Here is a 19,899-nt window from a genome sequence, read left to right as displayed (position 1 = left end):
TGCTGTTTAGCACCACCGAATATCGCGGTTCGCCGCAAAGACAAGAGCGACCCGGCTTCCGTCTGACGGAACAGGGCCTGAAGAATAAACACAGGTAAACAAGAGAGGATCACCATGAAGGTATCCAGACGTGACTTTGTAAAAGCGCAGGCAGCATCTGCTGCAGCTGTTGCGGCCGGCATCAGCCTGCCCAGCCAGGCGACTAACCTCATCACCAAGTCTTCCGAGACTGAAGTGAAGTGGGATAAAGCGCCATGCCGTTTCTGCGGCACCGGCTGTTCAGTACTGGTCGGCACCCAGAACGGTAAAGTAGTAGCCACACAGGGCGACCCGGAAGCTCCGGTAAACCGTGGTCTGAACTGTATCAAGGGCTACTTCCTGTCAAAAATCATGTACGGCAAAGACCGTCTGAATACACCGCTGCTGCGGATGACTGACGGCCGCTACGACAAGAACGGCGAGTTCACCCCGATCAGCTGGGATCAGGCTTTCGACATCATGGCGGAAAAATGGAAAGAATCCATCGCCAAGACCCGCAACTCTGACGAGATGCCGCCTGTCGGTATGTTCGGTTCCGGCCAGTGGACAGTTATGGAAGGCTACGCGGCTTCCAAGCTGATGAAAGCCGGCTTCCGTTCTAACCACATCGACCCGAACGCCCGTCACTGTATGGCATCTGCGGTAGGTGGCTTCATGCGTACCTTCGGTATCGATGAGCCGATGGGTTGCTACGACGATCTGGAACAGGCCGACGCATTCGTGCTGTGGGGCTCCAACATGGCGGAAATGCACCCGATTCTGTGGTCCCGTCTGACTGACCGTGCCCTGAGCGCCGATCACGTTAAAGTCGCTGTACTGTCTACCTTCAAACACCGCAGCTTCGAACTGGCTGATAACCCGATCGTCTTCACTCCACAGACTGACCTGGCGATCCTGAACTACATTGCGAACTACATCATCCAGAACGATGCGGTGAACAAAGACTTTGTTGAGAAGCACACTAACTTCCGTAAAGGTGTGACTGACATCGGTTACGGTCTGCGTCCGACTCACCCGCTGGAAAAAGCGGCTAAGAACCCGGGTAAAGGCGGTTCTGATCCGATCACTTTTGAAGAATTCGCAGAATTCGTCAGCACCTACACCCTGGAATACACTTCTGAGCTGTCCGGTGTTCCTCAGAAGAACCTGGAAGAACTGGCCAAGCTGTATGCCGATCCAAACCGTAAGGTTGTGTCTTACTGGACCATGGGCTTCAACCAGCACACCCGCGGTGTATGGGCCAACAACCTGGTGTACAACATCCACCTGCTGACCGGTAAGATCTCTGCGCCGGGTAACGGTCCGTTCTCCCTGACCGGCCAGCCTTCTGCCTGTGGTACTGCCCGTGAAGTAGGTACTTTCGCACACCGTCTGCCAGCAGACATGGTTGTGAAGAAGAAGCCACACCGTGATATCGCTGAGAAAATCTGGAAACTGCCGGAAGGTACTGTTCCTGCAAAAGTTGGTTACCACGCAGTCTTGCAGAACCGCATGCTGAAAGACGGCAAGCTGAACTGCTACTGGGTAATGTGTAACAACAACATGCAGGCAGCTCCGAACATGAACGAAGAAGGCCTGCCAGGTTACCGCAACCCGGCTAACTTCATCGTGACATCTGACCCGTACCCAACTGTTACTGCTCAGGCATCTGACCTGATCCTGCCAACAGCAATGTGGGTAGAGAAAGAAGGTGCATACGGTAACGCTGAACGCCGTACCCAGACCTGGTACCAGCAGGTACCGCCAAGTGAAGGCGCTAAGTCTGACCTGTGGCAGCTGGTTGAGTTCTCCAAGCGCTTCAAGGTTGAAGAAGTATGGTCTGATGCCCTGCTGGCAGCGATGCCTGAATACCGTGGCAAAACTCTGTACGACGTTCTGTACAAGAACGGTCAGGTTGATAAATTCCCGCTGTCTGATCTGCCGGAAGGCCAGATCAACGATGAAGCCAACGACTTCGGCTTCTACGTACAGAAAGGTCTGTTCGAAGAATACGCTGAATTCGGCCGTGGTCACGCCCACGACCTGGCACCGTACGACATGTACCACAAGACCCGCGGTATGCGCTGGCCGGTTGTTGACGGCAAAGAAACCCTGTGGCGTTTCCGTGAAGGTTACGATCCATACGTGGAAGCCGGCAGCGAAGTACAGTTCTACGGTAAGAAGAAAGACAAGCGTGCGATCATCTTCGCCCTGCCTTACGAGCCTGCTGCTGAATCTCCGGATGAAGAATTCGATCTGTGGCTGTCCACCGGCCGGGTTCTGGAACACTGGCACACTGGCACCATGACCCGCCGGGTACCTGAGCTGTACCGGGCCTTCCCGGACAGCGTGGTGTACATGCATCCGGAAGATGCCAAGAAGCGCAAGCTGCGCCGTGGTGACGAGGTCCGGGTGGCATCCCGCCGTGGCGAAATTACTACCCGGGTAGAAACCCGTGGCCGTAACCGTCCGCCGGAAGGTCTGGTATTCATGCCGTTCTTCGATGCGAAGCAGTTAGTTAACCGTCTGACACTGGATGCTACCGATCCGCTGTCAAAAGAAACTGACTTCAAGAAGTGCGCTGTGCGCATCGAGAAGGTTTAACGCCTGGCGCGTTAAGAATCTGATTAATGAAGCAGACCATGGACAAGCAGCGTCGCTCTGAATCATCCGCCAGCAAGGCACCGGCAAGACGTCAGTTTTTTACTGACGTCGCCCGCGGTGCCTCTGCTGCCGGCATGGTTGGCCTGGGCCTTACCGCCTGGGCAAGCAGCGCAAAGCGCAGTGATCCTCAGGCAATCCGCCCACCCGGCGCATTACCCGGCGATGACTTCCTGAATGCTTGTCTGCGGTGTGGTTTGTGTGTGGAAGACTGTCCTTACGACACTCTGAAACTGGCAACTTTATTCGACCCTGCACCCAGCGGTACTCCCTGGTTTGAAGCCAGAAAAGTTCCCTGCGAGATGTGTGAAGATATTCCCTGTGTGGCCGCCTGCCCAAGCGGCGCGCTGGATCCTGCACTGAAGAATATCGACGACGCCCGCATGGGCACCGCCGTGCTGATTGATGAAAAGAACTGCCTGAACTTTCAGGGCCTGCGTTGTGATGTTTGCTACCGGGTATGCCCGTTAATTGACGAGGCAATCACTCTGGAGCGACAGCGCAACAGTCGTACCGGCAAGCATGCTTTATTCATTCCTACCGTTCAGTCCGATGCCTGCACCGGCTGTGGTAAGTGTGAAGAAGCCTGCGTACTGGATGAAACCGCCATTAAGGTCCTGCCACTGGAACTCGCCAGTGGCACCCTTGGCCAGCACTACCGGCTGGGCTGGGAAGAAAAGGCCCGTAACGGCGGCTCACTGGTACCGGAACAGTTAAAACTGGAAATCCGCAGACCGGAGAACAGCAATGCCAACTGAACGTCAGGCTAACAGCCACGTTGGTGCTGAAGCGGCAGCAAAACTGGGATGGTGGCATGCTCACCGTTTTCTGGTGCTGCGCCGTATCAGCCAGCTGAGCATTCTGGCCCTGTTTGCTGCCAGCTTTCTGTACGGACTGGATATCCTTAAGGGAAACCTCAGCAGCTCCACAGTGCTGAATACAGTGCCTTTAAGTGATCCGTTTGTACTTGCACAACTCATCGCCAGTGGTCACTGGCCGGCTGAAACAGCGTTACTGGGCGGCGCAATCGTCCTGCTGTTCTACATGCTGGTCGGCGGACGCAGTTACTGCAGCTGGGTATGCCCGGTGAACATTGTCACCGATGCTGCCAGCTGGTTACGCCGCCGATTAGGTATCAGCAAAACAACCCGGATATCCAACAGCCTGCGCTATTGGTTACTGGGGCTGTCACTGCTGCTACCGGTGGTTGGCGGACTGCTGATCTGGGAACTGGTGAATCCGGTTTCCCTGTTGCAGCGCGGACTGATCTTCGGTCTGGGCAGTGGCTGGGTACTGATTGCCATGATCTTTCTGCTGGACTTACTTATCAGCCAGCGGGCCTGGTGCAGCCACCTGTGTCCGATGGGCGCCTTCTACGGCCTGATAGGCAAGCTTAGCGTGATCCGGGTCAATGCCAGACACCGCGAACGCTGCGATGATTGTATGGACTGTTACAAGGTCTGCCCTGAACCTCAGATTCTGAAACCGGTATTAAAAGGCGCTGCCAATGGTGTCAGCCCAATTATTTTTGCCTCTGATTGTACAAATTGCAGCCGCTGCATCGATGTATGCGCTGAGTCTGTATTTGAAATCAATACCCGATTTACCACTGAGGTGGAGAACAAAAAATGAAAAACCTATTGCTACTATCTTTAATTGCCATCCTGTCTGCCCCTGTTGTTGCTGAAGAGTTTGGCGATCTGGGCGGTTCACTGCGCAGCCATGACCTGGACAGCCAGGCAGCCACCGCTGAGCTGAAAAACTACCCGAAAGAGCATGAAGGCCTGCAACTGGATTACGTACAGCAGCCACCACTGATCCCGCACTCAATCCGCGGTTATCAGGTGAATAAGAACTCTAACAAGTGCTTAAGCTGCCACAGCTTCAAGAACTACAAAAAGTACGGCGCAACCAAGATCAGTATCACTCACTTCAAAAACCGTGACGGTGTAGAACTGACTGATGTATCACCACGCCGCTACTTCTGCCAGCAGTGTCACGTTCCTCAGGTAGAGGCACCACCACTGGTTGAAAATACTTTTGAGCCTGCCGGCGCAGCCGGCGAGTAAGGAGCACAGCCATGCAGTTAATCAAATCGATTTGGCGCACTCTGACTCGCCCTGCCGTACACTACAGCCTGGGCTTCCTGACTGTTGGTGGCTTTGTGGCCGGTATCATCTTCTGGGGTGGTTTCAACACCGCGCTGGAAATGACCAACACTGAAGAGTTCTGTGTGTCCTGTCACGAAATGCGTAACAACGTGTTTGAAGAGCTGAAGCCAACCATTCACTACTCAAACCGTTCAGGCGTACGGGCCAGCTGCCCGGATTGTCACGTACCGCATAACTGGACTGACAAGATCGCCCGTAAGATGCAGGCATCTAAAGAAGTGTGGGGCAAGATCTTCGGAACCATTAACACTCCGGAGAAATTCGAAGCCAAACGCCGTGAACTGGCCGAGCACGAATGGGCACGTCTGAAAGCGAATGACTCGCTGGAATGCCGTAACTGTCACGAGTTCGACAGCATGGACTTCACCCTGCAGGCCGGCCGGGCCGCCAAGCAGCACTCCACTGCCCTGGCATCCGGTGAAAAAACCTGTATTGACTGTCACAAAGGTATTGCTCACCAGCTGCCTGACATGACTGGTGTGGAAGGCTGGCACTAAGCCGGACAACCACTGACACAATTGCCGCGCCCTGTTCAGAATCAGTGCGCGGCAATTTTCTTTTTGGCCACATAAGTTTCCTGAATTGCTCAAAGTTTCGGCACATTTGTCGTCTCAGAGAATGTTTTTTCTCAGGGTGTCGCAGATACACAAGCTAATGGCTAAAAGAGATAAATTCCCCTGCCCTGAAAATGATTGACTACACACATTGGAGTCGTCGCATTCTGTTCACGGGAGTAAACGCAGTTTTACTTAATACATATTGCCTGTAGCCATTGAAAAATTGCCTCAGGATATGCATTATATCGCTGCTTTTTGCTTTGGAGATTCTTGCTAAGACGCAACACATTAGAATGCTGCGCTTAACGACCCAATCATTCTGAATGATTACATACAAATACCGGCGCTCTCGCCAAAACGTGATTCTCTAACAGAGGTATAAAAGGTGAATACTGATATCGATATTGCTCGCGCAGCAAAAAAACAGCACATCAGCGAAATTGCTGCGAAACTGGAGATCCCAAACGAGCATATTAGCCCTTACGGCCACGATAAAGCCAAGGTTAACCTCGACTACATCGAAACTCTAAAGGATCGTCCAGACGGCAAACTGATCCTGGTTACTGCAATCAGCCCAACTCCGGCTGGTGAAGGTAAAACTACTACTACCGTTGGTCTGGGCGATGGCCTGAACCGTATCGGTAAGAAAGCAATGATTGCACTGCGTGAGCCTTCTCTGGGCCCATGTTTTGGTATGAAGGGTGGTGCTGCCGGCGGCGGTAAAGCTCAGGTAGTACCAATGGAAGATATCAACCTGCACTTCACCGGCGACTTCCACGCTATCGGTGCTGCACACAACCTGCTGGCTGCTCTGATCGACAACCACATCTACTGGGGTAACGATCTGGGTATCGACAGCCGTCGTATCGCGTACAAGCGTGTAATCGACATGAACGACCGCGCACTGCGTGAAATCGCTAACGGCCTGGGTGGCCCAGGTAACGGTTACTCCCGTACCGACGGTTTCGACATCACTGTTGCGTCTGAAATCATGGCTATCTTCTGCCTGGCATCTGACATGAACGATCTGCGTGAGCGTATCGGTAACATCATCGTTGCTGAAACCCGTGAGCGTACTCCAATCCGTGCTAAGCAGCTGGATGCAGACGGCGCAATGGCGACTCTGCTGAAAGACGCTCTGAACCCTAACCTGGTTCAGACTCTGGAAAACAACCCTGCTTTCATCCACGGTGGCCCGTTCGCGAACATCGCACACGGCTGTAACTCTGTAATTGCAACTAAAGCAGCTCTGAAACTGGCTGACTACGTTGTAACTGAAGCAGGTTTCGGTGCTGACCTGGGTGCTGAGAAGTTCTTCGACATCAAGTGCCGTAAAGCTGGCCTGAAGCCTGAAGCTGCAGTAATCGTTGCAACTGTACGTGCTCTGAAGATGCACGGTGGTGTTGCTAAAGACGAACTGACTGGCGAAAACGTTGAAGCAGTTCAGAAAGGTTGCGCGAACCTGGTTCGTCACATCCAGAACGTTAAGAAGTTCGGTGTACCTGTTGTTGTTGCTATCAACCAGTTCATCCACGACACTGACGCAGAAATCGCTGCTGTTCAGGCTGCGGCTTCTGAAGAAGGCGTTGAAGCTATCCTGGCTAGCCACTGGGCTAACGGTGGTGAAGGTACTGAAGCACTGGCGAACAAAGTTGTTGATATCATCGAAGGTGGTTCTGCACAATTCGCTCCTCTGTACCACCTGGATATGCCTCTGTTCGAGAAAATCGAAACTATCGCTAAGAACATCTACGGCGCTGGTGATGTAGCTGCAGACAAGACTGTCCGTGACCGTCTGCATCAGTTCGAACAGCAAGGCTTCGGCAACCTGCCTGTATGTATGGCTAAGACCCAGTACAGCTTCTCTACTGACATGAACCTGCGTGGCGCACCAAGCGATCACACAGTAACTGTTCGTGAAGTACGTCTGTCTGCTGGTGCTGAGTTCATCGTTGCAGTATGTGGTGACATCATGACCATGCCTGGTCTGCCACGTGTTCCAGCTGCGAACCACATCCACGTTGACGAAGACGGCCTGATCCAGGGTCTGTTCTAAGATTTTTTAAAATCTTAAACAACGTATAAAAATGGCTCCCTCGGGAGCCATTTTTTTATGTCTAAAGAAAGGTAAAAACCAGGCATATGATGTCATAGAGCGACATCATGGCAGCATTGGCCTACTCTGCCACGTGTTCCAGCTGCGAACCACATCCACGTTGACGAAGACGGCCTGATCCAGGGTCTGTTCTAAGTCTTAATCATTTATTACTAAATGAAAACGGCGCTTTTAGCGCCGTTTTCTATGCCTGAAGCAAAACAGAAACCAAGCATATGATGTCAGTGACATTTACATCCACTGTCTAAGAAACATACACTGATACTTACTCTGCCAGGGATTAGGCAGATATTTCTCTTTAACAGCAAAGGAATGCTGCACCATGACGTCACAGATAAAACTGTACACCTCGCCCGATGGCCAGATACAACTGGACATTAAAGTTACCAATGAAAATATATGGCTGACTCAGGCGCAGATGGCAGAACTATTTGGCACTCGCCGACCAGCTATCACCAAACATCTAAATAACATATATACATCAGCGGAACTGCGGGAAGACAGTACATGTTCCATTTTGGAACATATGGGTACAAATAAACGTATTTATAGCACTAAACACTACAATCTCGATGCTGTCATTTCTGTCGGCTACCGCGTTAATTCCTCACGGGCAACACAGTTCAGAATCTGGGCAAACCGCATTCTGAAACAGCATCTTATACAGGGGTTCAGTATCAACGAACAGCGGCTGCGAGAACAGGGACATGAATTTAAACAAACTATTGATCTTCTCAACCGCACTCTCAGAAATCAGCAACTGATTGATCCTGCAGGCGCAGATGTACTGTCAGTTATCAGTAACTATGTACGCAGCTGGAGTCTCATACTTGGCTACGATGAAGCCACTCTGGGTGAAATCAGACATACTCAGCAACAAAAACAAATGCGGCAACTCAGCCACCGGGAAACAGAATCAGCGATTGAAACCCTGAAGCAGGAACTCATCAGTAAAGGTGAGGCCACTCAACTCTTCGCTCTGCAAAGAAATAACGGCTTATGGTCAGCAATAAATACAATTGAACAAGGATTTGCCGAAGAATTATTCTATCCAAATATCGCCAGCCGGGCTGCAAACCTGCTCTATCTGATTATCAAAAACCATCCTTTTACTGATGGAAATAAACGCACCGGTGCCTTTATGTTTATTTGGTACTTGAATATAAATAAACACCTTCTGGCAAAGCCCACTGAGCTGATGATTAACGATAATACACTGGTGGCATTGACTCTGATGATCGCCGAAAGCGCGCCGGCTCAGAAAGAATTGATGATTCGCCTGACTGAACACTTCATTGAGCTGTCTGATCAGCCCACATTGACCCATTTCAGTTCAGACTGATCGCACAACAGGTCGCGGAGATTAGCCGGAGAGAAATGATAATAACCCTGCTGATAAAAAATCTGATGCTCTTTCAGCTTTTCAACCTGCCAGCGTTTTTCCACCCCTTCCACAATCATGTTCATGCCCAGAGCACTCACCAGCTTATGAATACAGGTGACCGTTTCAACGCCTTTATCCAGCCGGGCAACGAACTCACGGTCCAGTTTGACCCATTTGGCAGGGATACTGTTGAGATAGGCTAACGAAGAGAAACCGGTACCGAAGTCATCGATTGCAAAGCTGAAGCCGTAGCCAATCAGCTGATCAATGGTTGACGAGTATTCCTTAGAGTCAGGCATGATGACCCGCTCGGTCAGCTCCAGCACCACATCCTGAGGGGCGAGACCGGCAGAATTAATTGCATACTCAAGATCGCTGATCAGTCTGCCCTGCTGGATATGCAGCCCGGAGACATTCAGCGACAACAATACCTGCTTGCCAAAGCGTTGCCGTATTGAGCGAAACTCCTGGCAGGCCTGATAAAAAATCCAGCTGCTCAGTTCACCGATCAGCCCGCAATGCTCGGCCACATCAATCAGCTCATCCGGACTGACTTCAGCCAGTTCAGAACCGGGCCAGCGAACCAGCGCTTCAACAATGACTACCCGGGAATCATGCATATCAAACACCGGCTGATAGCACATCTCGAATTCATCATTCAGCAGCGCGGCACCGATACGCTGGGAAATCTGCGTCCGTCTTAATAGTTGCTCACGCATCCCCTGACGATACTGAATCCAGCAGCGGCGGCCGGAACCTTTAGCCATGTACATGGCCGCATCGGCATCCGCCAGCAGCAGATCAAGGTCTTCATCATCACGGGGATAACTGGCAACCCCCACACTGACCGACAGAACAACCGGCGGGATATCATCGGAAATCTTATATTGTCCGGAAAGGCTCTGAACCAATGCAGTGGCAAACACATCAAAGTAATCATCCACACACACTTCCGGCAAGATGACCACAAACTCATCGCCACCGATACGGGCAATGTCTCCATCATCCCCGGTACAGCGTCTCAGACGGCTGGCAACCTGACACAGCAGGCTGTCACCCACCGCATGGCCAAAGCCATCGTTAATCGGTTTAAAGCCATCCAGATCGATGTAATAGACAGAGAAAGGCGTCTGCGTGCTATGCAGACGTTGCATGCGCTGAAACAAACCCTTACGGTTGAAAACACCGGTCAGCACATCATGGGTCGCCATTTGCTGTAACTCCAGCTCACGGCTTTTACGTTCGTGGATGTCCTGCAGGCTGACAACAAAATCACCTTCAGTGGTTTCGCTCAGACGCACCTCAATGCTGTGCCAGCGATTCCCGTCGGCACACTGTAAACAGACATCCTGCTCATAATACTTATCTTTACCGGCCAGCTGACGGTCAATCTTAACCAGCTCATCAACCGGAATAAGATCAGCAAGATTATGGATGTCCGTGCCAAACTGCTGCCGGAATGAAGGATTAGAACTGAGTAATTCGAACTGATCATTAAACAGGCAGATCATAATGGTGCCGCTGACCAGCGCGGCTATCTCTGCGCGTTCAACATGAAGGCCTTCAACCAGCATGGCCAGCCGGCCATCTTCCAGGTGGATTCCGGAAAACTGACAGTAAACATCTTTCGCTTCGCCTTTTGGCGATAACTGCCACCAGTGGCAAATACGTTTACCTAATGCGAAGTCATCCAGATAATTAAGAAGCGTGTGCTGAACAGCATCAGACGTGCCTTCCTGGAAATCCCGGGAAGTGAGTTCTTCAAGGCTTGGTGAGTGCCATAAAGTCAGTGCACTTTCATTCGCCCAATGGATACGATAGTTATCAATATCGTATATCCAAACCGGCGTCTGAAGCTGATCAATATCTAGCATTGCTAATCCTTCAGTCTCACACAATTTTTTTATGAGGGTACTAAAGGTTTTAGACACCCAAAACTCAAGTGTCCAATATAGCACGCTAAAGACCCAAAATGGTAAGTATATTTACCTATAATGCGCACCGGATACAGAAAACAATAGCCATTTACAGGGATAAATGGTATGCAGAAGAATCGAATATTTTAATCAATATTCCGCTGCATCAGCGCCATCTCCACAAACTCCCGAATCCCCTGTTGCTGGCTCCTCGTTTTCAGCCAGACCACATGTTCAGTCACATCCATTTCAGTGCCTGCTACCGGTACCAGCGCGTAACGCGGATCAGGACGAATATCATCACTCAGCGCAAACCCTACCCCCAGCTCCTGAACTACTGCATTACTGACATGCTCCGAAGTACTCATCATCATTTCAAAGCGGGGTTGTAAATGCTCACTGCTGAATATCTCCCTGACGTACTCCTGCGTAAACGAGTTGTCTTTATAAGCAATCAGCGAATCGCCAATCAGGTCACGGGCAGTGACGGACTCAGCCCCTGCATGGGGATGGCTATGCGGCAGGATCGCCATCAGACCATGGCAGTGAAATGCCAGCCGCGACAATCCGGCAGGCGGATTCGGCAAAGGAAACAAACCAATATCCGCGTCCCGGTCGATAATCATTTGCCGGCACTCATGGGTAGTTCCGGCAATCACCTGCACATGGGCATTCGGATACTGCTTTTTAAACGCGGCCATCAGCGGCATAAAAATCAACGGCGAAGCTGTCGCCAGTTTTAGCCGGAAATTTTCAGTACGTTCCTCAGGCTCCAGTAATGCAGCCACCGCCATATCCAGATCCAGATACTGACAGCTCAGCTGATTCAGCTGTTTACCCAAACTTGTCGGACGCACCTCTTTACTGAACCGCTCCAGTAACGGAAATTCACAGCGCGATTCCAGCTTGCGAATCTGGGCGGTAACCGCCGGCTGGCTCACCCCCAGCAGTTTAGCTGCCCGGGTAAAACTGCCGGCCCGTACCACGGCATTAAAGGTGCGGATTTCATTCAGGGTAATATCCATCGGTTTCTCATTGCTTAACATTCACAGACACATTTTTACTGACGCTGTTAACAGATATCTGGCTCATCAGGCGCTTTAAACAGTCGTCGCAGCAACATCAGTCACCACACCGTTAGCCGGTACAGATACTGGCTCAGGCGCATCGGCAGGCTCCTCCCTGCGCTCCAGCAACGGAATTGAGGCGATCAACTGCCGGGTATAGGGCTGCTGAGGGTTCAGAAAAATATCCCGGACATTGCCCTGCTCCACCAGATCACCATGCTTCATTACACAGACCCAGTCACACAGGTTAGCGATCACGCTCAGGTCATGGGAGATAAACAGAATGGTCAGCCCCAACTCATCGCGCAACTCTTTCAGCAGGGCCAGAATCTCCGCCTGAATAGATACATCCAGCGCCGCGACAGACTCATCCGCAACAATGAATTTCGGTTTACAGATCAGCGCCCGGGCAATGCTGATCCGCTGCCGCTGCCCACCGGAAAAAGCATGGGGAAAACGCCGTAAATGGGTCACGTCAATGTGACAACGTTTAGCGATGGCAATGACCTTCTTGTCGGTCTCTTCACGGTTTTTAGTCAGTTTCATCGCCTCCAGGGGCTCGGCGATAATATCCCGCACCGTCATCCGCGGATTCAGCGAACTGTATGGGTCCTGAAACACCAGCTGTGCGGTACGAACCAGATCTTTGCGTTTAAGCGGTTTCTGCGCGCCAAACTCAACCGGATGTTTCTTACGGTTGTACCGAACAGTACCGCTACTGATCGGCGCGGCCCCCAGCAAGGCTTTACCCAGTGAGGTTTTCCCGGAGCCGCTTTCGCCAACCAGACCTATGATCTGCCCCTTCGGCAAATCCAGTGAGATATTCTTCACCGCGGTAAAACTGTCCCGCTGACGGGCCGCACCGGACAGCTGATACGTCACTGACAGATTATCAACAGACACCATCGCTCTGGGGGGTTTAGCCGGTGGCTCAGGCAACTCATCAAGGTGTGGCAAGGCATCCAGCAAACGCTTGGTATACGCATGTTCCGGGGCAAACAGAACCCGTTCTGCGGAACCTGCTTCCACCACTTCACCTTTCTTCATTACCGTGACCCTGTCGGCAATTTTCGAGATGACTCCAAGGTCATGGGTAATAAACAGCATGCCCATGCCGTACTGCTCACGCAGCTCCAGCATCAGCTCCAATACCTGGGCCTGAATGGTCACATCCAGTGCGGTAGTAGGCTCATCGGCAATCAGCAACTTAGGCTTGGTCGAAAGGGCCATGGCGATCATTGCCCGCTGGCGCATCCCGCCGGACAGTTCAAATACATACTGATCAAAGCGTTTTTCCGGTTCCAGAATGCCTACCCGGTCAAACAGTTCAATGCCTGCCTTTCGGGCTTCTTCACGGGAAACACCCAAATGAATCTGCATGGTCTGAATGATCTGATCACTGATGCGGATCGCCGGTGCAAAGCTGGCCATCGGCTCCTGAAAGATCATCGAAACGGCATCACCACGTACCAGCCGCATATCTTTACCCCGCAGCTTCAGAACATTGATATCCTGCTGCTGATGGCGCAGGTGTACCGAACTGCCGGGATGAATAATTGCGTTCCCCGGGCTCAGGCGCATAATGGTTTTGGCGGTGACGGATTTACCGGAACCGCTCTCCCCGACCAAGCCCATCACCTCGCCCGGTTTGATATCCAGGCTGACGTTATTCACCGCCCGTATCCGGCCTTCATCGGTATTAAAATCGATACTTAAATCACGTATTTCCAGCAGGTTGCCGGCATCGCTGTGCATCATCATATTACTTCTTCTCCGCATAAGGGTCTGCGGCATCACGTAGCGCATCGCCGACAAATACAAAGGCCATAATCAGGGCAACGAACACCGCCACCGGGAAAAACTGCCAGATCATATTTTGCTGAATGTCCGGGTCCTGCGCTTTTTGCAGCAACACCCCAAGGCTGTTCACCGGTTCAGTCAGCCCCAGGCCCAGAAAGCTCAGGCTGGTTTCCGCCAGAATGACGTATGGAAAGTTAATCAGGGTATCGACAATGATGTAGCTGCCAAAGCTCGGCACCAGGTGCCGCCAGATAATCCGCCAGGTGCCGGAACCGCACAACTGTGCCGCCAGAACATAATCCTGATTACGTTCTGTCAGAATATGGGTTCGCAGGCGCCGCCCCAGCGTGGCGAAATCCAGCATGCCAATGACCACGGCAATGGCGAAATACCGTTGTACAGAGGTCAGATCGATCTGCGCCAGCGCCACCGCACAGGCCAGATAAATCGGAATCGGCGGAATCACCCGAACCGCTTCCGTGATGCTCATCATCACCGTATCCACCTTGCCGCCGAAATAGCCGCTGATACCGCCCACCAGCAGGGACGTAAATAGCTTCACAACTAAGGCCACAATGGCGATGCTGATGGTAACCCACACCGCATGAAGGGTACGGCTGAAAACATCCTTACCGTCTTCATCGGTGCCCATGAGATGAATCTGACCGTTTTCCACGCCGAACAGATGCCGGTCCCAGCGGATATCCAGATCCAGCCCGGCAACGCTCAGATCAATCAGGCTGTACTCCCAGCCCTTCACAAAGAACTGCAGATAACGGCGCTTATCTTCATCCACCGTAAACTTATTCTGGCTGGATGAGCTCAGCGCCCCACTAGACGTCAGGGCATCCAGGGCATCCAGCCCGCCACCGGCCAGCGCTTTGAGATCGATCTTGGCCTTTTCTTTGGTATAGGTATAAGTGAATGGCCGGAACGAAAAGCCATTCTGATCCCAGAAGTACACCACCTGTGGCGCCCCCCGGCGATAATCTTTATCTGCCCCGGCAATGGTTGGGTCAACCGGCGCAAAGAAGCCGGCAAAGAACCCCATAAAAACCAGCGCCCCTAAAATCCAGGCCGCCACCACACCGGAGGTTTTACGCTTGAAGCGGGCTTTTATCAGCGCCATCTGACCGGCGGTGTAATAGGCATCATCTGCAATAACATCTTTTTTACGCCCGAACCGGGCCAGCATACTTCCGATCGCCATATTCAGCTCCCCAGCACACTTTTGCGTACCCGCGGATCAATCGCCGCCAGTACCACATCGGTAATAAAGTTCATGGAAATCACCACCAGCGCCACCAGAAATAAAATACCGGCGGCCAGCTCCTGATCATTGGTTTGGGCCAGCGCTTCAATCAGCAGAGCGGCAGCATCGGTCAGGCCGATTACCACCGCCACGATTGGCAGGTCATTAAAGATGCGCTGGAAATCAAAGCCCACACTGTTAAACAGCGGGCTGATGGAATGACGTACCGGATAACCGGCCCACAGTGCCATACCGTCTACACCACGGGCGCGGGCGGCATCCACATAGAGTTTGTTGGATTCATCCACCACCAGTGCCCGGACGGTCTGTAGCTGCAACGCGGTCGCGGACCAGCCAATGACAAAAATCGGTAGCCAGATATGTCCCAGAAAATCCTCAAGCTTGCCGAATTCAAAACCGTTATCACCAAACCAGGGCACACTCTTCCACTCATCAGAAAACAGCCCGGTTGGCGTAGGCTCACCAGCAAATACATACAGCAGGATGATGCTCAGGGCTAACAGGAAATTGGGTAACGCCAGCCCCAGATAACTGATAATCCGCAGCTGTAAATCCAGCAGCTTGTTAAAGCTCAGACCAATCGTGTTGACAAAACGCTCTGCTCTGGTGTGCTGAGGATTAGTGTCTTTCCAGTCCTTATTGATGGTAAAGGCCGACAAAATGCCAAATGGCACGGCAATGATGTAAGCGAACACCAGACCGGCAATACAAAACATAAAGCTCATCCAGAAGCGCTCACCCAACGCCAGATTCACAGACTGGCGCTTAGCACAGCTAAAGCCCAGATCCCCTTTCAGAGTCAGATCCGTTACCCAGCTTGCCCAGCGAACCGCCAGTGGCTGGTCCAGCCCCATACGGGCACGCTCAGCATCAATGTCCGCCTGGGTAATGGTTTCACCCTGGGTATTCTTATAAGCGATGTATTTTTCTGCACAGTCACCCGGCAACACTTCCATCAGGGAAAACACAATGCCGCTGACAATCAGCAGAGTGATCAGCGCCAGCACATAGCGGCTGAATACATAGTTGAAATACTGGCTGTTCCTGGCCCGCCAGTAGAGAAATCCACCGACGCTCAGCAGGATCCACAGCAACCAGGTGTTGCCTATAAAATCTGCAATCACAAGCACGTCCTCAAAACCTGTTATCGGTACCTTTTCAGCAGTTCAGGCTGAGAAAAAGCATTGATAACAGGCCTTCTTTTTATTGTTTGAAAAAAGAGAAAATCCGAAAAATAAACAAAGGAGACAGCACAGCGCTGCCCCCTTTTTTACCCTGCAGCAGTTGCGGGTTATCAGTTCTGCGCCATACCTTCTGCGCCCAGGTACCACTGAGTGGCCAGATACGGATACATACGGTAGAACTCATAAGAAGAGGTCTTCGGTACTTCGAAGTTACCCAGAGAACGGCTACGGTATACCGGCGAAACCGCCTTTACAGTACCGATGATGTACAGGTCATCCACTACACGTTTGGCAATTTCCACACCCAGTTCATTGGAGGCTTCAGTACCGGCCTGCAGTGTGACGAAACGGTCGGTCAGCTGCTTCATTTCCGCAACCGTGGCCGGTGGCTGAACACCTTCAGCGCCGTCAGTGTCACGGTGCTGTGCCCACAGCATACCGGTACGCAGGTCGAAGAAGCTGCCATACGGCGGTAACAGGGTTTCAGTGTTGCTGGCCAGCGTTGCCAGCGGACGGCCCATTACCCAGCTCAGAACGCTCAGATCGTTGGCGGTCTGTGAGTTACGGTACTCGTCTGAGGTCACTTCCTTAATGGTGGTTTTCACGCCCACTTCGGTCCAGTTGTTGGCAATGATTTCCACCAGTTCAGTCGGCGTGCCCTGAGTCGCATACTGAATGTTCAGTTCGAACTTCTTACCGGACGGCAGATCGCGCAGGCCATCGTTGTTTTTATCCACAACACCGGCTTTGTCCAGCAGCTCTGCTGCCATTTTCGGATCATACTGAGTGAAACGGGTCTTCAGATCTTCCGTAATGAAGGGCGTGGTGTCCGCATCAAAACCGGTGTACTGGGTCGGTTTACCCAGGCCAAAGTAAGCAATTTCGTTGATCTGATCGCGGTTCATTGCCACCGACATAGCGCGGCGGAAGTTAACGTCATTAAACACTGCACGTTTTTCTTCGTCTTTATCCGTCAGGTTAAAAGCGATGGTGGTTTGTGCAATGGTCGGGCGCAGGGCGATTTCATATTTACCCTGATCCTTGTTTTCCAGTAATACCGGTGCCTGCGGCAGGTTAACCGCCTGGGCTTTGTAGTCCACTTCACCGGCAATCAGCTTAGCGGTCTGGATATCTTCATCACCGATAAACACTTCGCTGATTTCATTGATATACGGTAACTGGTTACCGGCGGTATCCACCTGGAAGAAGTACGGGTTAGCCACCAGACGGCGACCTTCCAGCGACTCTTCAACCACCAGATAGGATTCCAGGCTCGGTGCGATAGCTGTCAGGCCGGCAGCTACCAGACGGTCAGAGGCTGCTTTGTCTTTCAGCAACGGCGTCGGCACATCTTTCCAGTCTGACTGACCGTAATAGAAGTTAATCACGGCATAGCCGTTCTCGAAGCCCAGCTCTTTAGCTTTCTGGTCGGCATCTTTATTCAGTTCCGGGTGGAACTGCGCCAGCAGGTGCTGCGGCTGGAATGGCTGAGCGTAGTCCTGGGCAAAGTTATCCAGGAAGCCCGGGGTGGATTCGTTCATAGTGAACTGCACCGTGGTGTCATTCAGCACCTCAACCTTTACCGGCTTACCGGCAGACAGGAAACGGTCCTTAGGCTTTTCGATCACATTGCTGTTCATCAGCAGATTGTTATACCAGAAGGCGATATCTGCGGCGGTGAACGGCGCGCCGTCAGACCACTTGTGGCCTTCACGCAGGTTTACTTTCAGCACTGTAAAGTCCGCGTTCCATTCCCAGGACTTAGCCACGTTAGGCACCACGGTAGCCAGGTCATCACTGAACCGTACCAGATTAACGTGACGTACCGACAGCAGGTCTGAAGTACCGGATTCAGTGGCCTTGGAAATGCCATCCAGTACCCCGCCGTAAATACCGATCTGCCGGTAAGGGGCAACCACCAGAGGCTCTGCCGGAATACGCTTAGCCAGTGGCATCAGTTCCGGGTTACCGGCGATACGGGCATTCAGCTCTTTAATGGCCGGGTTCTCTGCAAAGCTCAGCTTGCAGCCCAGCTGTGCTTCATATTCTGCACGCTCAAAAATATGCGGGTATTTACCGCCGGCATCCGGACCGGTCACAGCCGGGCAGCTCGCCAACACATTGCTTGCCATCAGCGCGGTTGCGCCAGCGATTAACAACTTATTCATCATTCAGTTCCTGCTAAAAAATTAGTGAAAATTCAGATCAGACCGGCGCTGCACAGGCAGGCGCCGGCCAGCGAATCAGTTGCCAGCCACGGGAAAGTGCCAGCTCACTGAGTGACTGATCAGGATTGGTCGCAACCGGATGCTCCACCAACTCCAAAAGCGGCAGATCATTCATTGAGTCGCTGTAGAAATACGCACCATCCATGGACTCTCCCTGTTCTTCCAGCCAGGCCTTCAGCCGGATAATCTTGCCTTCCCTGAAACTGGGCACACCGGCAACTTCACCGCTGTAACCCGTATCCGTTCCTTCTGTTACCGGGGTTTCTTCCAGCTCAATCGCCAGAACATCCTCAACCCCCAGCTCCTTTGCAATGGCCCTGACGATGAACGCCGCCGTTGCAGAAATAATCACCAGCCGCTTACCCTGCGCCCGGCATGCCGCCAGCAGTTCACGGGCATCTGTATATACCCGGGGTGCCAAATATTCTTTAATGAATACCGGCATCAGAGCATCAACCTGCCGGGTACTCATATGCGCTAACGGCGCTAACTGAAAACACACGTAGTCACGCATATCCAGCGTGCCGGCGCTGTACTGTTCGGAAAACGCCCGGTCGCCGGCGACAAAGTCATCGCCGGCAAAACCGTGATCAACCAGAAAACGGCAAAACAATGAGGCGCTGTCGCCTGCCACCAGAGTTTCATCCAGATCAAAAATCGCTAACGCCATGCTCAGTTCACTCCTGAATAATCGGCATGTAAAAAATCCTGAGGGAAGGCCTTACCGTGGCCCTGAATACCGAGCAACTGACACACCGCACCGCAAAGCTCCAGCTGCTGCGGCCGGGATTCAGCGTTATGGGAAAAGCCCTGCCCCATCACATACAGCGGCACCATGCGTTCTTCCGGCAGAATGCCACCGTGGCTGAAATCGTTATTCATGCCGTGGTCAGAAGTCACCAGCACCTGATAACCGGCCGCCAGCCAGTCCGGTAAATATTCCGACAGGGCCATATCCGCATGCCGGACAGTGTTCCGGTATTTGGTGCTGTCCCAGCCGGCCTTGTGCCCGGCATCATCAATGTTCATGGGATGTACCAGCAGGAAATCAGGGTCATGCCGCCGGCGCAGGGCTTCGGCATCGGCGAACAGATGATCATCGGGATAATGATCCTGGTGATAAAAACTGCCGTACTGAATCGCCAGTTCCGGATCGGCGGTGTGGCGGTCCCGTTTGGCACTGAAAGGGGCACGGTTATACAGCTCACTGAACCAGTGATAGGCCGCAGCAGCGGTGGTTAACCCACCGGCGCGGGCCAGGGTGAAAATGCTTTGCTGAGTAGAAAGACGGCACACCGCGTTATGCACAATGCCGCTGTTGACCGGCGCAACGCCAGTCAGAATGGCTTCATACAATGGCCGGGACATAGAAGGTAATTCGCACTGCAGCTTATACAGTGTCGCCTGCCCCTGCTCACGCAACGCCTGCAGGAACCCCATACACTGCTCGCCAACCCCGTATTCGAGACCATCCAGCACCACCAGAATCACTTTTTGTGACATATACACGTACTCAGAAATTAA

At 52.3% G+C, this 19,899-nt stretch carries 15 protein-coding genes; 7 read left to right on the top strand and 8 right to left on the bottom strand.

Annotation, left to right across the window (positions count from 1 at the left end; genetic code table 11):
- The first annotated feature begins 114 nt into the window (after positions 1 to 114).
- From napA to JYB63_RS11935, 7 genes are all read left to right on the top strand, one after another.
- Positions 115 to 2,622, top strand: a complete 2,508-nt coding sequence (gene napA / locus JYB63_RS11965) for a nitrate reductase catalytic subunit NapA (RefSeq protein ID WP_205658080.1) — start codon at positions 115 to 117, stop codon at positions 2,620 to 2,622.
- A 26-nt stretch (positions 2,623 to 2,648) separates the two neighbouring features.
- Positions 2,649 to 3,437 carry a ferredoxin-type protein NapG gene (gene napG / locus JYB63_RS11960; RefSeq protein ID WP_243431950.1) on the top strand — a complete coding sequence of 263 codons (789 nt, stop codon included), beginning with the start codon at positions 2,649 to 2,651 and terminating at the stop codon, positions 3,435 to 3,437.
- Positions 3,427 to 4,311, top strand: a complete 885-nt coding sequence (gene napH / locus JYB63_RS11955) for a quinol dehydrogenase ferredoxin subunit NapH (protein WP_205658079.1) — start codon at positions 3,427 to 3,429, stop codon at positions 4,309 to 4,311. The genes napG and napH overlap by 11 nt, the downstream gene beginning before the upstream one ends.
- Positions 4,308 to 4,748: a nitrate reductase cytochrome c-type subunit gene (locus tag JYB63_RS11950; protein WP_205658078.1), complete on the top strand. Its 441-nt coding sequence runs from the start codon at positions 4,308 to 4,310 to the stop codon at positions 4,746 to 4,748. Before napH ends, JYB63_RS11950 begins: the two co-directional genes overlap by 4 nt.
- Positions 4,749 to 4,759: 11 nt before the next feature.
- Positions 4,760 to 5,347 (top strand): cytochrome c3 family protein, encoded by a 588-nt coding sequence (locus tag JYB63_RS11945; RefSeq protein WP_205658077.1) that lies wholly within the window; start codon positions 4,760 to 4,762, stop codon positions 5,345 to 5,347.
- A gap of 445 nt (positions 5,348 to 5,792) precedes the next feature.
- A complete protein-coding gene (locus JYB63_RS11940; RefSeq protein ID WP_205658076.1) occupies positions 5,793 to 7,463 on the top strand; it encodes a formate--tetrahydrofolate ligase in 1,671 nt (556 codons plus the stop codon).
- Positions 7,464 to 7,941: 478 nt separating this feature from the next.
- A complete protein-coding gene (locus JYB63_RS11935; RefSeq protein ID WP_243431949.1) occupies positions 7,942 to 8,865 on the top strand; it encodes a type II toxin-antitoxin system death-on-curing family toxin in 924 nt (307 codons plus the stop codon).
- Here JYB63_RS11935 and JYB63_RS11930 read toward each other — a convergent pair.
- The 8 genes from JYB63_RS11930 to JYB63_RS11895 form a co-directional block, all read right to left on the bottom strand.
- The gene (locus tag JYB63_RS11930) at positions 8,832 to 10,781 is read right to left on the bottom strand and encodes a putative bifunctional diguanylate cyclase/phosphodiesterase (RefSeq protein ID WP_205658074.1); all 1,950 of its coding nucleotides are present in this window, start codon (positions 10,779 to 10,781) and stop codon (positions 8,832 to 8,834) included. The genes JYB63_RS11935 and JYB63_RS11930 overlap by 34 nt on opposite strands.
- 188 nt (positions 10,782 to 10,969) lie before the next feature.
- Positions 10,970 to 11,869 carry a LysR family transcriptional regulator gene (locus JYB63_RS11925; RefSeq protein ID WP_205658073.1) on the bottom strand — a complete coding sequence of 300 codons (900 nt, stop codon included), beginning with the start codon at positions 11,867 to 11,869 and terminating at the stop codon, positions 10,970 to 10,972.
- A 54-nt stretch (positions 11,870 to 11,923) separates the two neighbouring features.
- The gene (locus tag JYB63_RS11920; protein WP_205658072.1) at positions 11,924 to 13,651 is read right to left on the bottom strand and encodes a dipeptide ABC transporter ATP-binding protein; all 1,728 of its coding nucleotides are present in this window, start codon (positions 13,649 to 13,651) and stop codon (positions 11,924 to 11,926) included.
- Position 13,652: 1 nt separating this feature from the next.
- Positions 13,653 to 14,900, bottom strand: coding sequence for an ABC transporter permease (locus JYB63_RS11915; protein WP_205658071.1), 1,248 nt, complete (start codon positions 14,898 to 14,900; stop codon positions 13,653 to 13,655).
- A gap of 2 nt (positions 14,901 to 14,902) precedes the next feature.
- The gene (locus tag JYB63_RS11910) at positions 14,903 to 16,087 is read right to left on the bottom strand and encodes an ABC transporter permease (RefSeq protein ID WP_315980592.1); all 1,185 of its coding nucleotides are present in this window, start codon (positions 16,085 to 16,087) and stop codon (positions 14,903 to 14,905) included.
- A 170-nt stretch (positions 16,088 to 16,257) separates the two neighbouring features.
- Positions 16,258 to 18,315: an ABC transporter substrate-binding protein gene (locus tag JYB63_RS11905; RefSeq protein ID WP_243431948.1), complete on the bottom strand. Its 2,058-nt coding sequence runs from the start codon at positions 18,313 to 18,315 to the stop codon at positions 16,258 to 16,260.
- A 37-nt stretch (positions 18,316 to 18,352) separates the two neighbouring features.
- Entirely contained in the window at positions 18,353 to 19,045 is a 693-nt protein-coding gene (locus JYB63_RS11900; protein WP_205658068.1) for an HAD family hydrolase, read from the bottom strand.
- Between the two features lie 2 nt (positions 19,046 to 19,047).
- Positions 19,048 to 19,878 (bottom strand): alkaline phosphatase family protein, encoded by an 831-nt coding sequence (locus tag JYB63_RS11895; protein ID WP_205658067.1) that lies wholly within the window; start codon positions 19,876 to 19,878, stop codon positions 19,048 to 19,050.
- Positions 19,879 to 19,899 lie beyond the last annotated feature (21 nt).

This window comes from Aliamphritea spongicola, from assembly GCF_017051665.1.
Lineage (GTDB): Bacteria > Pseudomonadota > Gammaproteobacteria > Pseudomonadales > Balneatricaceae > Amphritea > Amphritea spongicola.
The sequence above is the reverse complement of the archived record's forward strand: the minus strand, read 5'-3'. Positions and strand labels throughout refer to the sequence as shown.

Excerpts from the sequence above, each read along its gene's own strand:
- JYB63_RS11915 (WP_205658071.1), bottom strand. The coding sequence starts at position 14,900 with ATGGCGATCGGAAGTATGCTGGCCCGGTTCGGGCGTAAAAAAGATGTT.
- napH (WP_205658079.1), top strand. The coding sequence starts at position 3,427 with ATGCCAACTGAACGTCAGGCTAACAGCCACGTTGGTGCTGAAGCGGCA.
- JYB63_RS11930 (WP_205658074.1), bottom strand. The coding sequence starts at position 10,781 with ATGCTAGATATTGATCAGCTTCAGACGCCGGTTTGGATATACGATATT.
- napA (WP_205658080.1), top strand. The coding sequence starts at position 115 with ATGAAGGTATCCAGACGTGACTTTGTAAAAGCGCAGGCAGCATCTGCT.
- JYB63_RS11945 (WP_205658077.1), top strand. The coding sequence starts at position 4,760 with ATGCAGTTAATCAAATCGATTTGGCGCACTCTGACTCGCCCTGCCGTA.
- napG (WP_243431950.1), top strand. The coding sequence starts at position 2,649 with ATGAAGCAGACCATGGACAAGCAGCGTCGCTCTGAATCATCCGCCAGC.
- JYB63_RS11935 (WP_243431949.1), top strand. The coding sequence starts at position 7,942 with ATGGCAGAACTATTTGGCACTCGCCGACCAGCTATCACCAAACATCTA.
- JYB63_RS11950 (WP_205658078.1), top strand. The coding sequence starts at position 4,308 with ATGAAAAACCTATTGCTACTATCTTTAATTGCCATCCTGTCTGCCCCT.
- JYB63_RS11905 (WP_243431948.1), bottom strand. The coding sequence starts at position 18,315 with ATGAATAAGTTGTTAATCGCTGGCGCAACCGCGCTGATGGCAAGCAAT.
- JYB63_RS11895 (WP_205658067.1), bottom strand. The coding sequence starts at position 19,878 with ATGTCACAAAAAGTGATTCTGGTGGTGCTGGATGGTCTCGAATACGGG.
- JYB63_RS11900 (WP_205658068.1), bottom strand. The coding sequence starts at position 19,045 with ATGGCGTTAGCGATTTTTGATCTGGATGAAACTCTGGTGGCAGGCGAC.
- JYB63_RS11925 (WP_205658073.1), bottom strand. The coding sequence starts at position 11,869 with ATGTTAAGCAATGAGAAACCGATGGATATTACCCTGAATGAAATCCGC.
- JYB63_RS11920 (WP_205658072.1), bottom strand. The coding sequence starts at position 13,651 with ATGATGATGCACAGCGATGCCGGCAACCTGCTGGAAATACGTGATTTA.